The sequence below is a fragment of the Aquitalea aquatilis genome (genome assembly GCF_005155025.1).
GTDB lineage: Bacteria > Pseudomonadota > Gammaproteobacteria > Burkholderiales > Chromobacteriaceae > Aquitalea > Aquitalea aquatilis.
Genome location: NZ_CP039731.1, coordinates 3170868 through 3184879 on the forward strand (window position 1 = coordinate 3170868; position 14012 = coordinate 3184879).

Consider the following 14012-nt stretch of genomic DNA (forward strand, 5'->3'; position numbering starts at 1 on the left):
ACGGCGGCGTCAGCCCAGTCGCGCCTGAATCGTGATGGTCAGTTGTTCGCTGGACAGCTGCTCGCAGGGCAGGTATTCCGCCTGCAAGGCCTCGGCCAGCTGGCGGGCGCGGCCCAGTTTCACATAGTCCTGTTCGGTATCCAGTACCAGTGCCGGAATGGCCGCTGCCGCCAGTTCGCCAGCCAGTTGCAGGCTTTGCTGCCAGGGGTCGGCTTCTTCGCTCAGCGCCACATTGGCACGGCCATCGCTCAGCAGTACCAATAGCGGCATCAGGCCTTGTGCGCCCTGGCGTGCCAGCAGGTCGCCAGCCAGTTGCAGCGCATGCGGCAGGGGTGTACGGCCACCGGTGGGTAGGGCGTGCAGGGCCTGTTCGGCCTGTTCCACCTGGCGGGTGGGCGGCAGTACCAGCTCGGCACTGCGGCCACGGAAGGCGATGACCGCCACCTGATCGCGGCGCTGGTAGGCATCCTGCAGCAGGCTCAGTACCGTGCCCTTGACCTTTTCCATGCGCTGCTGCGCCGCCATGGAGCCGGAAGCATCCACCACCAGCACAATCAGATTGCCCTGTTTGGCTGTTCTCACCTTGTCGTGCAGGTCGGCGCGGGTGACGGAAAATTCGCCGGGATTGCGTTGCAGCGCGTGGCGCAGGGTGGCATCCAGCGCCAGTGCCTGCGGCTGGCTGTTTGGAATGGCGCGCACCGTATGGCCGCGCTGGGCATTGAGCACGCTGCTGCGGCGGCCGCTGGCCTGGCTGTCCGTGCTGCGGCTGGCCAGCCGTATGGTGCCGATATCGCTGGCGGCGGCGCTGGCGAACACCTGTTCGCTGCCGCTGTCCGGGTTTGTTTCGTCCTGATTGTCGTCATCCGGAGTGTCGGCCGGCTGTTCTGACTGCTGTCCGCTGTCTGCGGGCGAGGTATCAGCGGCGGGCGGCGGCGGATTCTGGGCCTGCTGAGTCAGCTCGTCCAGCTTGTCCTGATCCAGCCCGCTTTGTTCGAAAGGCTTGCGGCGGCGGCGGTGCGGCAGCACCAGCATGGCGGCAGTGCGGATGTCTTCGGCGCTCACCTGGGTGCGGCCATCCAGTGCGGCCAGCGCCCGTGCCGCCTTGTGCAGCACGATGTCAGCGCGCAGGCTGGCCACCTCAAATTCGCAGCACAGTTGGCTGATGAAGTCGAACAGCTGATCGCTCACCGTCACAGCGCCCAGCATGGCCTGAGCTTGGCCGATCTGCGCTTGCAAGGCTTGGCCTTCGGCCTGCCAGCGGGCGGAGAAGGCTTGCGGGTCGGCTTCGAAGGCCAGGCGGCGGCGTACTACCTCGCTGCGGATGGCCGCATCACGCGGGGCGGCGACGTCCACCATCAGGCCAAAGCGGTCCAGCAGTTGCGGGCGCAGCTCGCCTTCTTCCTGATTCATGGTGCCGAGCAGGGTGATGCGCGCCGGGTGGCTGATGGACAGGCCCTCGCGCTGCACGGTGTTGACGCCCATGGCGGCCACGTCCAGCAGCACATCCACCAGATGGTCGGCCAGCAGGTTGACTTCGTCGATGTAGAGCAGGCCGCGATGGGCGCTGGCCAGCAGGCCGGGCTTGAAGGCCTGGCGGCCCTGCTTGAGCGCCTGTTCAAAGTCCAGGCTGCCCAGCACGCGGTCTTCACTGGCCCCCAGCGGCAGGTTGACGAAGGGGACGGCGGCATCTTCCGCCGCCGCATGTTCGCCCTGACAGCAGCTGCATTCGGCCAATGGCGAGGCCGGGTCGCAGTTGAAGGCGCAGCCGGGTACACGGCGGATGGGCGGCAAAATGGCCGCCAGCCCGCGCGCGGCGGTGCTCTTGGCACTGCCCTTGTCGCCACGGATCAGCACGCCGCCCAGCGTCGGGTCCACCGCGCACAGCAGCAGCGCCTGTTTCAGTTGTGGCTGGCCGACGATGGCGGCAAAGGGGTAGATCTGTTTCATGGGCGGCCCTGCGGATGTTCGCCACGTGCTTCCAGCATGGCTTCGGTGTTCAGGTGCAGTTGTTGCAGCGCGGCCAGGGTTTCCGGCTTGGGTGCTTGCCATAGCTGGCGTTGGGCCGCTTCCAGCAGGCGTTCGCTGATGGCATTGAGCGCCCACGGGTTGCTGTCGGCAAAGAACTGCTGCATGGCCGGGTCCAGCGCATAGCGGGCGGCCAGTTCTTCGTACACCCAGTCGTCCACCACGTGGGCGGTGGCATCGTAGCCGAACAGGTAGTCCACGGTGGCGGTCAGCTCCAGCCCGCCCTTGTAGCCGTGCTGCTGGATGCTGGCAATCCACTTGGGGTTGGCCACGCGGGAGCGGAACACCCGCAGCACTTCTTCCTTCAGCCCGCGCACCTGTGGCTGGTCCGGGTTGTGGCTGTCGCCAAAGAAGGCGCGTGGCTGGCGGCCGGTGAGGCTGCGGATGGTGGCGATCATGCCGCCGTGGTATTGCAGGTAGTCGTCGCTGTCGAAGATATCGTGTTCGCGGTTGTCCTGGTTGTGCAGGGCCACTTCCACGCCGGACAGGCGGTGGCGCAGTGCGGCACGGGCATCGGCCCCCTGTACGTTGCGGCCATAGGCATAACCGCCCCAGTTGATGTAGGCGGTGGCGAAGTCGGCATCGCTCTGCCAGTTCTGCTCGTTGATCAGCGGCAGGATGCCCGCGCCATAGCTGCCGGGCTTGGCCCCGAACACGCGCAGCAGCGCCGGTTCGGCTTGCTTGTCCGGCAGGGCTTGCAGCAGGCCCTGGCGGATGTCGTCGAGATAGTGTTTGCGCAGGTAATTGTCCGCCGGGTCTTCGTCCAGTGCGGCCACGGCGTGGACGGCATCGTCTACCAGCGCAATCAGCTGCGGGAAGGCATCGCGGAAGAAGCCGCTGATGCGCACCGTGACGTCGATGCGTGGGCGGCCCAGTTCGGCGAGCGGAATCACCTCGATACCGGCCACGCGGCGGCTTTCGGCCTGCCAGCGTGGACGCACGCCCAACAGGGCGAGGATTTCCGCAATGTCGTCGCCATGGGTGCGCATGGCGCTGGTGCCCCATACGCTGATGCTGACCGATTCCGGATACTGGCCGGTTTCCTTGCGGTGGCGTGCCAGCATTTCATTGGCCAGCTCGCTGCCCACGCGCCAGGCTGCTTGCGAAGGCAGGCCGCGCGGATCGACCGAGTAGAAATTGCGCCCGGTAGGCAGGATGTGCGCCATGCCACGGGTGGGCGCACCGCTGGGGCCGGCTGGCACATAGCCACCGGCCAGACCGCGCAGCAGGTTGCCGATTTCCTCGTGGGTGCGCGCCAGGTTGGGCAGCAATTCGTCACGGATAAAGCCCAGCACCTGTTGCAGCGCGGTGCTGTTGCCGGCCTGCGGCAGCACGGTGGCGATGGCGGCGGGAATCGAAGCTGCATCCGGGGCCAGCAGCAGGGCAACCAGCAGGCGCGCCAGTTGATTGATATGGTCGATGGCATCGCTGCGGGTGTGCAGCAGCTGTGGGCTGCTCATCTCCAGCGGGACCGGCAGGTTTTCCAGCCGGCGGCCCTTGTCTTCCTGCAGTCCGTCCCAGTCCACACCCAGTGTGGCGGCCACGCTGGCCGGCAGGCTGGGCACCGCCAGATTGGGCAGGCGGGTGAGGGCGCACAGCATGTCCACCAGCGCCTCGCCCTGCGGCATGCGGCCAAGGATGTGCAGTCCGTCGCGGATTTGCGCCGCACCCAGTTCGCACAGATAGCCGTCGATGTCTTCGATGAGGTGGGCCACGTCCACGCCCTCCATCTTGGCCAGTGTCAGCGGTACGCCGTCGGCATTCAGCGTGGCATCCCACTCGTGGGCATGGTCGTGGCCGTGCTCATCATGGTCGTGGCTGTGGCCATGATGGTGATGATCATGCGCGCCATGGCTGTGGCCGGTGCTCTTGGCCGCCGGGCGGAACTGCATGCTGCCTGCCTTGACCGTGCTGGCGCTGGCAGCCTTGGCGGGCTGGCTCAGGCGGTAGCCCGGCTGGGCGGCCTTGGGCGGGTGGGCATGATGATGGTGATCATGCGCCGCATGTTGGTGATGGCCATGACCGTGTTCGTGTTCATCATGCTGATGGTCATGCCCCAGCATGGCGGCCAGATCGCTGTCCAGCCGCGCCTCCTTGATCAGATCCCAGATCTGCTGCTGCAACAGCGGCAGCTTGCTCGGGTCCAGCATTTCCACCTGGTAATACTCGTCCACCAGCTGGGTGAGCTGGGCTAGCGGGCCGTAGGTGTCGGCGGTGGTCATCGGCGGCGTCAGGTGGTCGATGATCACCGAATGGGCGCGGCGTTTGGCCTGCGAGCCTTCACCCGGATCATTCAGGATGAAGGGGTAAAACATGGGCATGTCGCCCAGCAAGGCGTCCGGGAAGCAGTGTTGCGACACGCCCACGCCCTTGCCCGGCAGCCATTCCAGCGTGCCATGCTTGCCGACGTGGACAATGGCGTCGGCCTGCCATTCGTCACGCAGCCAGCAGTACAGCGCGTAATAGTGATGGGTGGGCGGCAGGTCCGGCGTGTGGTAGATGGCGTCCGGGTCCATGCCATAGCCGCGCGGCGGCTGCAGCGCGACAAAGGCATTGCCCAGCTCCATGCCGGAAAATACCAGCTGGTCGCCATCGACATAGGCGGTGCCAGGCGCGGCGCCCCAGCGCTCCAGCATGCGTGTTTGCAGCGGGGCGGGCAGTTCAGCAAACCATTGCTGATACTGCGCCAGCGGTACGCGGGCAATGGCCTGGCGCAATTGCTCGGCGCTGAGGTAGTCGGTGTCGTAGCAGCCACGGTCGATCAACTGGTGCATCAGCGCATCGCTGCTGTCTGGCAGCGGGCCGATCTGGTAGCCATTGGCCTGCATGGCTTGCAGCAGCGCATACAGCGAGGCGGCGGAGTCCAGCCCCACCGCATTGCCCACTTGCGAGGCCTTGCTGTTGGAATTGGTAAAGATGAAGGCTACCCGTTTGGTGGCAGCCGGGGTGTGCTTCAGTCGCGCCAGCCGGGCGGCAATGCCGGCCAGGCGGCGCATGCGGTCGGGCAGCGGCTGGTAGTCGCTGCTGGCCGGGTCTTCCGGCTTGAACGACACCGGCACGCCGATGATGCGGCCATCGAACTCCGGCAGCGCCACATTCATGGCGGTGTCCAGCGGGTTCAGCCCACGCTCGGATTGCTCCCACTGCGCCTGGGTCATGCTGCTGGTGATGGCCTGCAGCACCGGGATATCCAGCTGCTCGAAGGCCTCTACTGCCCAGCTGGCGCTGGTGGCACCTTCGGCATTCACTTCGCCCATGGCAAAGGACGTCGTGTTGATCAGCACGCAGGGCTGGCCGGCGCGGGTGTCGCGCAGCAGTTGCAGCGCTGCCGGCATGCCGGCTTCGTCCTGGCTGCGCAGCGACGAGGTAAACAGCGGCAGCGCGTTGATCTGGCGCTCGGCCAGCATGTCTACCAGCATGTCGATGAAGCGGGTGTTGCCGCTCAGCCAGTGGGCGCGGTAGAAGCTGATGGCTACCGTGGGCCAGCCGGGTTGGCGAATTTCACACCAATCATCCAGCCAGTCATCCATGCTGCAAGCGTCGGACAGCTCCGGGTGATACAGGCCGTGCTCCGGCAAGGCGGCCGCAGGCAGATAGCCGTGGCCGGTCATCAGCAGACGGTCGGACAGGTAGCGCAGCAATTGCGCCATATTGCTGCTGCCACCGGCTTGCAGATAGGCATTGGCCTCTTGCTGGATGGATGGCGGCACGGTGCACAGCGCGGCCAGCTCCGGGTCCGGCTCGCCGGTGCCGCTGAGGATGATCAGCGCCTGCTTGCGTGCCAGCGCCTGCTGGTGCAGCGCGTCGAAAGCGGGGATGGACTGTACCCGGCCCAATACCCGCAGCAGCAGGATGCGGGCGCTGGCAAGTGGGCCGTCCAGCAGGGCCTGCATCTGGCTGGCGTCGGTAATGTGTTGCAGGGCGAAGCTGGCGACGCTGTCGAAGTCTGGCGGCAGCGGGGCGCGGCTCAGGGCGGTGAGGTCGGTGCCGGCGTGGCTGAGCAGCACGATGCCGCCCTGGTTGTGCTGCGTCATGGCGTGCTTTCACTGCTGACATCGCCCAAACCCAGGCGATGGAAAATCAGGGCTTCCACTGGCACGTCGCCCTGCAGATGCTCGCTGACAATGCGCTGCACCGCGTTGGCATCCACCTTGCGATACCACACGCCTTCCGGGTAGACCACCATGATGGGGCCTTCCTTGCATACGGCGAAACAATGACTGCGGGTGCGTTTCACCTTGAGGCCGTCACAGGCGTCGATGGCCTGGCCCAGCTGTTTGAACATGGCTTCGGCCTGCTGGCCATTTTCGGTGCAGCGCGGGCCGGTGCACATCAGCACATGGCGATAGTGCTGTCTCATCGGCGGCATTCCGGCAGGGTGGCGTGGCGTGCCGCTAACGGCTGGCTGGATGGATTCATGGCGGCCCTCTGGTGACGATAGGTCGCCGCAGGCGAGGGCACGGCGCGCCGGCGATGGGCGGCACGGTGCATTCCCCCGGTACACCCCGCCCGGATTCAGCCTGCGTCGACACGGATGACGGCCGGTCTCCTGGCTCGCGCTTCTTTACCCGGCATCGCCTTCCCGGGTGGCCCCGGTGGCATCGTGATGCGGACTCGTCGCTTACAGTTGCGGGGGCAGCTGCGGTGTCTCACCGCATTCCCGTTTCACCCCTGGCGGGGCACCGTCATTGAAGCGCGCATGATACGTGACAACCGGGTAAATGGGAATTCTGCCGACTGATTTTCAAGGCTTTTCCCATTGCGCCAGTGCGGTTTCCAGCTGTCGCCAGCCGGCCTCGTCTGGTGGCAGGCCCAGGCGCAGACTGGGGCCGTCGGCAAACTGGCGCAGCAGAATGCCGCGCCGGGCCAGGAAATCGAACAGCGCCGGGCAGTGCGCGCCCTGCAGCCACTGAAACAGATGGCTGCCTCCGGCCGGAATCAGGCCGTGCTGTTGCAATAGCTGTTGCAAACGCTGGCTGTCGCTGGCCAGTTGCGTGCGCATCGCCTGTTGCCAGTTTTTATCCTGCAAGGCCAAGGTCACCACTTCACGCGCCGGGCCGTTGATGCTCCACGGGCCGATGGCCTCGGCCAGTTGCTGCAACAGCGCCGGCCAGGCAAACACAAAACCCACCCGTGCCCCGGCCAGGCCGAAAAACTTGCCGATGGAGCGCAGTACGATCAGCCCTGGCAGGCCCACATCAGCCAGCAGGCTGTGCTCTGGCGTGGCATCCATGAAGGCTTCGTCGATGATCAGCCAGCCGCCACGACAGGCCAGTCGGGCGCGCCAGTCCTGCAGTTGTGCACGGGAGAAGGTGGTCCCGGTGGGGTTGTTGGGGTGGCACAGCAGCAGCACGTCCAGCTGGTCGATGGCAGCGTCGATGTCCTCCGGCGCATGGCGGCTCAACTGGTGGCCGTTTTGCTCCCAGTGCCAGGGGTGTTCGGCATAACACAAGGGCAGCATGCCCACCCGGCACGCTGGGCGCAGGGTGGGCAATAGCTGGATGGCCGGCTGCGAGCCGGCTACCGGCAGTAGCAGCGGGCTGCCGTAGTAATCCGCCGCCGCTTGTTCCAGCCCGTCATCCTCTTCGGGCAGCCGCTGCCAGCTGCGCGGGCTGGCCGCCGGCACTGGCCAGCCTTGTGGGTTCAAGCCGGTGGACAGATCCAGCCAGTCTTGCGCGGGAATGCCGTATTGCTGCGCGGCACGCAGGATGCCGCCTCCGTGTTCAAGCATGTGTGAAGCTCCAGATGAGGCCGCCGCCCAGCAGCGCCACGGCCACCCACAGCCACAGGCTGCGCTGTACCAGCGCGATGGCGCGGGCAATGTCTTCGGCTAAGGGCGGGCGTTGCAGGCCCAGCGTGGGGCGCTGCTTCAGCTTGCCGTGATAGCTGGCGGCACCGCCCAGCAGCACGCCCAGCGCACCGGCACCGGCGGCCATGACCGGGCCGGCATTGGGGCTGTACCAGGTGGGGGCCTGGGCGCGCCAGCATTGCCAGCCCTGGCGGGTATGGCCCAGCACGATGTAAGTGAGCGCGGTGAGGCGGGCGGGAATCAGGTTGAGTACATCGTCAAACCGGGCGGCCGCCCAGCCAAAATGCAGGAAGCGCTCATTGCGATAGCCCCACATGGCGTCCAGGGTATTGGCGGCGCGGTACAGTACCACGCCGGGCGCGCCCAGCAGCAAAAACCAGAACACGGCGGCAAAGATGGCATCGCTGCCGTTTTCCAGCACCGATTCGATGGTGGCGCGTGCCACGGCGGTTTCGTCCAGTTCGCTGGTGTTGCGGCTGACGATCATCGACACCTTGTAACGGGCCAGCGGCAAGTCGCCAGCGCGCAGCGCATCGAGCACCGCCTGGGCATGCTCGCGCAGGCTTTGCGCGCCAATGGCGAGGTACAGCAACAAGACCGATGCCAGCTGGCCCAGCCACGGTAAACGTGACAGCCAGCAAGCCAGGCCGGTCAGTGGCAGTAGCAGCAGGCTGATGCCCAGCACACCGCGCAGGCGCATGCGCCACACCGGTTCGGCTAGTGGCTGTGCCGGGTACAGCGCCTGTTCCACCCTGCGCACCAGATAGCCATAGCCCACTAGCGGATGCCAGCGCCGTGGCTCACCCAGCAAGCGGTCCAGCACTACGGCAAACAACAGAAAAACAGCTGAAATCACGTCACGCGCCTATATAATCGCCGGCTTCGGGGCGGCCGCTTGCCGCGCTGCCCTACCGTTGAAAAAGCGACATTCTAGGGGTCTTCCCGAAAAATTGCGCGCTGGAGAACTGCATGTCCGCCAAAACCATCATGATTCAGGGCACCACCTCGGATGCCGGCAAGAGCACTTTCGCCACTGGCTTTTGCCGTCTGCTGGCGCGGCGCGGCTTGCGCGTGGCCCCGTTCAAGCCGCAGAACATGGCGCTCAATAGTGCGGTGACAGTGGATGGTGGCGAGATCGGTCGTTCGCAAGCAGTGCAGGCACTGGCCTGCGGCGTGGAGCCGCACACCGACATGAATCCGGTGCTGCTCAAGCCCAATAGCAACACCGGCTCCCAGCTCATCATCCAGGGCCATGCCGTGGGCAATATGGACGCGGTGTCCTATCACGCCTACAAGCCGGTGGCGATGCAGGCGGTGTTGCAATCGCACGCCCGTCTGGCCAGCCAATACCAGTGCATCGTGGTGGAAGGCGCGGGCAGCCCGGCGGAAATCAATCTGCGCGAGGGCGATATCGCCAATATGGGCTTTGCCGAGGCGGTGGACTGCCCGGTGGTGCTGGTGGCGGACATCGAGCGTGGCGGGGTGTTTGCCCATCTGGTGGGAACGCTGGAATTGCTGTCCGACAGCGAGCGCGCGCGGGTGGTGGGGCTGGTGATCAACCGCTTCCGTGGCGATCCGGCCTTGCTGCAGTCCGGCGTGGAGTGGGTGGAGCAGCGTACCGGCAAGCCGGTGCTGGGCGTGCTGCCTTATCTGAACGGCCTGCATATCGAGGCGGAAGACAGCCTGGCGCTGAACCGGCCACAAGCCGGCACTACGCCGCAGCAGACGCTGCGGGTGGTGGTGCCGGTGCTGCCGCGCATCAGCAACCATACCGATTTCGATCCGCTGCGCCTGCACCCGCAGGTGGAGCTGTTGCTGGTCAAGCCGGGCCAGCCGCTGCCGCCGGCCGACCTGCTCATCCTGCCCGGCAGCAAGAGTGTGCGGGCTGATCTGGCCAGCTTGCGCGCTGCCGGCTGGGAGGCGGACATCGCCCGCCACCTGCGCTATGGCGGCAAGCTGATCGGCATCTGCGGCGGTTTACAGATGCTGGGCAAGCAGTTGCACGACCCGCTGGGGCTGGAGGGTGAGGCGGGCAGCAGTGCCGGCCTGGGCTGGCTGGACATGGACACCACGCTGGCTGCGCACAAGCAACTGACGCGGGTGAGCGGCCAGCTGGCAGTGGGCGGCGCAGCGGTAAGCGGCTATGAAATCCACATGGGAGTGAGCAGTGGCCCGGCGCTGGAGCAGCCTGCGGTACGGCTGGAAGACGGCCGCTGCGACGGGGCCATCAGCGCCGACGGTCAGATTCTGGCCAGCTATCTGCACGGCCTGTTCGACCAGCCGGCTGCGCTGACCGCCTTGCTGGCATGGGCCGGGCTGGCTGCGCCGCAGCCGCTGGATTATCCCGCCATCCGCGAAGCGCATATCGAACGGCTGGCCGACATGCTGGAACAGCATCTGGACCTGACGCCGCTGGCCCGCTGGCTGCCCTGAGCGCGGGTCGGCCTCGGCTGACTTACTGTCTTATTTCAATATCCAGTGTGTGCATGGCCTGGCTGAAACCCAGCACATGCTGTGCCGGCAGCTCCACGCTGGCACCCTTGTACTGGGTCACCACCGACGCCGACGACTTGTTGTTGTAACTGCGCATGCCATACAGCGTGTTGCTGTGCATGCTGCCAACAAACAGCCGCAGCGGGGCTTGCAGCCGTATCGCCTCCTGCACTGCGGCAGTCGGCAGCTCGACATACTGCTTCCAGCTGCAGTAGCCGTCGCCCGGTGTTGGCCGGCACTGGAAATCCTGTAGCGGCTGGCTGCGCGAGTCAGCGCTTGGCAGCAGCATGCGCCGTCGCCCGGCGCTGTCCTGCCACCATACATGCAGTTGTTCGGCATCCTGCTGCTGCACCTGGGCCACGGGCTGATTGCGCGCTGCCTGCGGGGTGACCGCCAGGTAGTTGCCGCTGGCATTGATGTCCAGCAGCAGGCGGTAGGCATAGTCGCCGCTGGCACGGTGATTGCTGGCCAGCAAGCTGGCCCTGGCGCTGAGCGTGCCCTTGAAGCGGGCATCGCCGGCGCGCTGTTCTGCGCCAAAGCTGCGTTCGGCACGGTAAGTCACGATTTTGCTGCAATCCGGACAATCGGTTTGCCCGCTTTCCTTGCGGATGGGGCCGGCTGGGCCATCCGGCAAGGCCGGGGCGTGGCTGGCGCAGGCGCTGAGCAGCGTGCCCAGCAGGAGTGAAATGACAGTCTTGTTCATGGCTTGCCTTGGTTAGGGCCTGTTAACGCTATTTTTTTCACGGCGGCGGATGTTGAGGGGATGCAATGCGCGGAAAACCGCGCGCCGCAGGGCATTCCCTGCCAGCGCGGTTTGACAAGGCAGTGCGCTGCTCAACATCCGCGCCGCAGAAAACATAGTGTTAACAGGCGCTGCGCATTCCAGTGGTCTGGAATGCGCAGCGCGACTTTACCGCGACTGGCTAATAACGCCAGCGGCTTTGACTGCTTCTTACGAAAATTTACCCGCCGCCCGCCTGCTGCCCGGGGCAGTCTGACCAGCCGAGCACACGGCGGGCAGCCACTTTAGCGATCTGAGGTATCGGCGGCAGCCAGATGAGGGCGGATTTCCGCCAGCAGTGCCTGGTGGCCCTGCTCCAGCTCTTGCAGCTGGGTGGCCAGCGCGGCGCCTTGTTGTTGCCGCGCCGCCGTTTCCAGCTGCTGGCATTGCAGGGCAAAGGGTTTGGCACCGATGGACAAGGCCGCGCCTTGCAGCGCATGGGCCAGCCGGGCCACCTCATCCAGCCGTGACTGGGCGATGGCCTGCTGCAAGCCGGCCATGCGCTTGCTGGAGTCGGTGACAAAGCTGTGCAGCAGGGTCTGCAGGAAGGCGCTATCGCCATCGCAGTTGTCCAGCGTGGCCTGGTAATTCAGCAGCGGCAGCTTGTCCGTGCCGGCTGGCAGCGCTGGCGGGGAGGGTGGTGTGGCCATGTCGTGCTCGCCGGCCAGTACCCGTTCGATTTCCTCGAACACGCGCTGGGCATCGATGGGCTTGCTGACATAGCCGTCCATGCCGGCCTCCAGACAGCGCTCGCGGTCGCCCTTCATGGCATTGGCGGTCATGGCGATGATGGGCAGGCGCGGCTGTTGTGCCAGGGCTTCATTGCGGCGGATATGGTGGCAGGCTTCCAGGCCGTCCATCACCGGCATCTGCATGTCCATCAACACCAGGTCGAATGGCTGCTGCGCCAGCATGTCCAGTGCTTCCTGGCCATGGTTGGCGATGCTGACCATGCAGCCGCGCCGGGACAGGATGGCCAGTGCCAGCTTCTGGTTCACTTCGTTGTCTTCCACCAGCAGCACATTCAGCTGCTGGTGTTGTTCTCTGACCGTGTGGCGGGTAACCAGGCCTGTCGCGCCATTCTCGGCGGTGAGACCAAGCCGCTGGCGGATGACGGCGAGCAGCTCTTCCTGCGAAACCGGCTTGGTCAGATAGCCGCCTATGTTCAGGTCTTTGCAGCGGCGGCCATCGCCGCGCTCGCCGGAGGAGGTGAGCATGATGATGTCGGCCTGGCAGCCTTGTTGCTGCAACTGGCCGGCGACATCAAAGCCGGACATGCCCGGCATGTGGCCATCCAGCAGGATCAGCGCAAAGGACTGCTGTTGCAGCAGGGCCAGCGCCTCGAAGCCGTTGGCGGCCAGCGTGGCCTGCATGCCCCAGTTGCCCAGCAGGGCGGCCAGCCAGCTGCGGTTGGTGGGGTTGTCATCGCAGACCAGCACCGGCAGGCCGGCCAGCTCGGCGGGTTGGCTGGGGGCTGCCTGCTCCGCGCTGAGCTTGAGCGGGATGCAGAAAACAAACTCCGAACCCTGCGCAGGTTCGCTGTTTACCCGGATGTCGCCACCCAGCAGGGTCACCAGTTTCTGGGTGATGGACAGGCCAAGGCCGGTGCCGCCATAGCGCCGGGTGGTGCTGTTGTCGGCCTGGGCAAAGGCATCGAAAATGATTTTCTGTTTGGCCGGGGCAATGCCGATGCCGGTGTCACGCACGGAAAAGGTCAGCAGGTAGCTGTCGGCCGACTGGCGCTTGCCGCTGACGCTGAGGACGATCTCGCCCTGCTGGGTGAATTTCACCGCATTGCCCAGCAGATTGTTCAGCACCTGGCGCAGGCGCGAGGGGTCGCTGATGAGGCGGTCGGGCAAGCTCGGGTCGATCTGGCAGACTACTTCCAGTCCGCGCTCTTCGGCCTTGAGGGTGAAGGGGTAGATGGTCTGGCTGATCAGGCTGCGCAGCGAGAAGGGCAGTGATTCCAGCACCAGCTTGCCGGCGTCTATCTTGGAGAAGTCCAGGATGTCGTTGATGATGATCAGCAGCGCATCGGCCGAGGATTTGACGATTTCCAGATACTCGCGCTGGTTGGGGGCCAGGTCGGTGTCCAGCGTCAGTTCGGTCATGCCGATGATGCCGTTCATCGGGGTGCGGATTTCGTGGCTCATATTGGCCAGAAATGCCCCTTTGGCCACATTGGCCGCTTCGGCCTGTTCCAGCGCCCGGTCCAGCTTGCGGCTGAGTGCTTCGGCCTCTTCCCGCCGTCTTTCGCTGTGCGACAGGTTGCGGTAGGCCAGTGCGGCGATCAGTGCTGCCAGCAGCATCAGCAAGGCGGCGGTGATGGCTACCGTGGTATTGATGTTTTGCAGGCTCTGGTTGCTGACATTGGCCGCATCGGTCAGCTGGCTGTTGGCTCCCACCGTCAGCTCGCGCACATTCTCCACCACGCTGTCCAGCTCGCCGATGAGGGCGGTGGCCTGTGCCCGGTCGAAATAGCCGTCACTGGCGGCAAGCTTGCGGTCGGTGCGCACGACCACATTGTTCAGGCTGCTGATCTGCTGGCGATACCACTGATTGTTGGTAAACAGCGCCGCATAGCGGTATTCCTTCAGCAGATTGATACGCGATACCAGGATGTTGTAGCGCAGTTGCAGCTCGTCCAGATCCGCAGTCTGGCCGGTGGCCTGGGCTACCTTGGCGGCGCCCACGGTGCGGAAGTAGTCTATCCCCAGCTGGGAATACACCCACACCACATTGTCCTGGCCTTGCTCGGCAAAGCGTTTCATCTCGGCCTGCTGGCGCTGGTAGAGCATGCCGACCACCAAGAGTGCCGCCAGCATCAGGATGCCCAGCAGCCACACCTGGTTGTTGACGCGGTATTGACGTGAGAACAGTGACACTGGCTATCCCGGTGGTGAT

8 protein-coding genes and 1 riboswitch are annotated in these 14012 nt (G+C 65.4%); of the genes, 1 reads left to right on the plus strand and 7 read right to left on the minus strand.

Features of this window, described 5'->3' with window-relative positions; all coding sequences use genetic code 11:
- Positions 1-9: 9 nt before the first annotated feature.
- The 5 genes from FAZ30_RS14910 to cbiB form a co-directional block, all read right to left on the minus strand.
- Complete coding sequence (locus FAZ30_RS14910) at positions 10-1947, minus strand: putative cobaltochelatase (RefSeq protein ID WP_137009710.1); 1938 nt, start codon at positions 1945-1947, stop codon at positions 10-12.
- Positions 1944-6059: a cobaltochelatase subunit CobN gene (locus FAZ30_RS14915; protein ID WP_137009711.1), complete on the minus strand. Its 4116-nt coding sequence runs from the start codon at positions 6057-6059 to the stop codon at positions 1944-1946. The genes FAZ30_RS14910 and FAZ30_RS14915 overlap by 4 nt, the downstream gene beginning before the upstream one ends.
- Positions 6056-6385, minus strand: coding sequence for a (2Fe-2S) ferredoxin domain-containing protein (locus FAZ30_RS14920; protein WP_124641418.1), 330 nt, complete (start codon positions 6383-6385; stop codon positions 6056-6058). The genes FAZ30_RS14915 and FAZ30_RS14920 overlap by 4 nt, the downstream gene beginning before the upstream one ends.
- Before the next feature lie 162 nt (positions 6386-6547).
- Positions 6548-6727: riboswitch (cobalamin riboswitch) on the minus strand.
- Positions 6728-6769: 42 nt separating this feature from the next.
- Positions 6770-7756, minus strand: coding sequence for a threonine-phosphate decarboxylase CobD (gene cobD / locus FAZ30_RS14925; protein WP_137009712.1), 987 nt, complete (start codon positions 7754-7756; stop codon positions 6770-6772).
- The gene (cbiB, locus tag FAZ30_RS14930) at positions 7749-8690 is read right to left on the minus strand and encodes an adenosylcobinamide-phosphate synthase CbiB (protein WP_137009713.1); all 942 of its coding nucleotides are present in this window, start codon (positions 8688-8690) and stop codon (positions 7749-7751) included. Before cbiB ends, cobD begins: the two co-directional genes overlap by 8 nt.
- A 113-nt stretch (positions 8691-8803) precedes the next feature.
- On the opposite strand from cbiB, the gene FAZ30_RS14935 reads away from it, so the two are divergent.
- Complete coding sequence (locus FAZ30_RS14935) at positions 8804-10267, plus strand: cobyric acid synthase (RefSeq protein ID WP_137009714.1); 1464 nt, start codon at positions 8804-8806, stop codon at positions 10265-10267.
- Between the two features lie 22 nt (positions 10268-10289).
- On the opposite strand, the gene FAZ30_RS14940 is transcribed toward FAZ30_RS14935, so the two are convergent.
- Together FAZ30_RS14940 and FAZ30_RS14945 are read right to left on the minus strand one after the other, a co-directional pair.
- Positions 10290-11030 carry a hypothetical protein gene (locus FAZ30_RS14940; protein ID WP_137009715.1) on the minus strand — a complete coding sequence of 247 codons (741 nt, stop codon included), beginning with the start codon at positions 11028-11030 and terminating at the stop codon, positions 10290-10292.
- 323 nt (positions 11031-11353) lie between these two features.
- A complete protein-coding gene (locus FAZ30_RS14945) occupies positions 11354-13993 on the minus strand; it encodes a response regulator (RefSeq protein WP_137009716.1) in 2640 nt (879 codons plus the stop codon).
- Between the last annotated feature and the right edge of the window lie 19 nt (positions 13994-14012).

What these genes read in the sequence shown, in the direction of transcription:
- FAZ30_RS14910 (WP_137009710.1), bottom strand. Translation starts at nt 1,947, where the DNA reads ATGAAACAGATCTACCCCTTTGCCGCCATCGTCGGCCAGCCACAACTG.
- FAZ30_RS14915 (WP_137009711.1), bottom strand. Translation starts at nt 6,059, where the DNA reads ATGACGCAGCACAACCAGGGCGGCATCGTGCTGCTCAGCCACGCCGGC.
- FAZ30_RS14920 (WP_124641418.1), bottom strand. Translation starts at nt 6,385, where the DNA reads ATGAGACAGCACTATCGCCATGTGCTGATGTGCACCGGCCCGCGCTGC.
- cobD (WP_137009712.1), bottom strand. Translation starts at nt 7,756, where the DNA reads ATGCTTGAACACGGAGGCGGCATCCTGCGTGCCGCGCAGCAATACGGC.
- FAZ30_RS14935 (WP_137009714.1), top strand. Translation starts at nt 8,804, where the DNA reads ATGTCCGCCAAAACCATCATGATTCAGGGCACCACCTCGGATGCCGGC.
- FAZ30_RS14940 (WP_137009715.1), bottom strand. Translation starts at nt 11,030, where the DNA reads ATGAACAAGACTGTCATTTCACTCCTGCTGGGCACGCTGCTCAGCGCC.